Annotated in this window: 1 protein-coding gene; it reads left to right on the top strand. The window is 68.8% G+C overall.

What is annotated here, in order from left to right:
* The coding region (locus A9973_RS16900; RefSeq protein WP_183014885.1) for an MFS transporter at positions 1-1,596 on the top strand (1,596 nt) is incomplete at its 5' end.
* Between the last annotated feature and the right edge of the window lie 135 nt (positions 1,597-1,731).

The raw sequence follows: 1,731 nt of genomic DNA, 5'->3' as shown, positions 1-1,731 counted from the left end.
TTCCCCGCGTTCCGCATCATCTGGATCGCCAACCTGTTCGCCAACCTGGGCACCTGGGCGCAATCCGTCGCCGCCGCCTGGATCATCACCACTGAACAGAGCAGCCCCCTGATGGTCGCCATGATCCAGGTGGCCGCCGCCTTCCCGCTGGTGGCCCTGTCCATCCTGACCGGCGTGCTGGCCGACAATTACGACCGCCGCAAAGTCATGCTGACCGGCATGCTGCTGGAACTGGCCGGCGGCGTCTTCATCACCATCCTGGCATTCGCCGGCCTGCTGCACCCGATCACGCTGATCGCCTCCGTCTTCTGCATCGCCATCGGCAGCGCCATCGTCACCCCAGCCTGGCAGGCCGCCGTCGGCGAGCAGGTCCCGCGCGCCCACGTCGGCAGCGCCGTCCTGCTCAACAGCGTCAACTACAACGTCGCGCGCGCCGTCGGCCCCGCCATCGGCGGCCTGCTGCTGGGCGCCATGGGCGCGCCGTGGGTGTTCCTGCTGAACTGCTTCTGCTACGGCGGCCTGATCTGGGCGATCTGGCGCTGGCGGCGCGACTTGCCCGTGCGCCGCCTGCCGCCCGAAGGCCTGTTCGAAGGCGTCGTCGCCGCACTGCGCTACACCCAGCACTCCACCGTGACGCGCGTCGTCATGCTGCGCTCGTTCGCATTCGGCCTGTCGGCCAGCGCCTTGTGGGCGCTGCTGCCGCTGCTGGCCCACGACCACGAAGAAGGCAGCGCGCTGCTGTACGGCTACATGCTGGGCGCCTTGGGCATCGGCGCCATCTTCGGCAGCGCCTTCGTACGCCGCGTGCAGGCTGCCTGGGGCGCGGGCGGGCTGGTCACCGTGGCCGCCGCGCTGCTGGCCGCCTGCCTGCTGGCGCTGGGCCTGACCAGCACCCTGTGGATCGTCTTTCCCGCGCTGCTGCTGTCGGGCAGTTGCTGGATCGGCGTGCTGGCCACCTACAACACCACCGTCCAGATGCTGGTGCCCGACTGGGTCAAGGCGCGCGCGCTGGCGCTGTACCAGACGGCGATTTTCGGCGGCCTGGCGGCAGGCTCGTTCATGTGGGGCCACTTCGCCGGCACCATGGGCGTGTCCGGCGCGCTAAGCACCGCCGGCATCATGCTGGGCATCACCGTGGCGCTGCTGTACCGCTCGCGCCTGCCCGAACACGTGGACACCCAATCGCTGGCGCGCGTCGACAGCACCGAACCCGCGATGGCGGCCGCCGGTTTCAACACCCAGCACGGCTCGGTGCTGGTCGCGGTGGAATACCTGATCGAACACGAGAAGCTGTCCGCGCTGATCAGCGCCGCGCATCCGCTGCGGCTGCTGCGCCTGCGCAATGGCGCGCAGCAATGGCAATTGTTCCGCGACCTGGAACGCGAAGGCGTGTGGCGTGAAGTGTTCCTGGTGGAAAGCTGGATGCAGTACCTGCGCATGATCGACCGCATGACGCTGGCCGACAAGATGGTGCTGGACGAAGTGCGCGCCCTGCACAGCGGCGACAAGCCGCCCGTGGTGTCGCGCAACGTCAGCTACCTGGCCATGAACGAAGCGCAAGGCTTCTCGCTGCGCCGAGACCCCGAATCCCTATGACCCGCGAGGCCCGCCCATGCTTACCTCCCTTTGGCGCAAGTGGCGGGCCTCGCGGCATGGGGGCCCGCAGCTGGACGTCATCCTGTCCAGCGCCGATCCCGACGCCCCGCTAGCAGACCGCAACCTGTGGATGGT

This window comes from Achromobacter sp. UMC46, assembly GCF_014170335.1.
Lineage (GTDB): Bacteria > Pseudomonadota > Gammaproteobacteria > Burkholderiales > Burkholderiaceae_B > Achromobacter.
The sequence above is the reverse complement of the archived record's forward strand: the minus strand, read 5'-3'. Positions and strand labels throughout refer to the sequence as shown.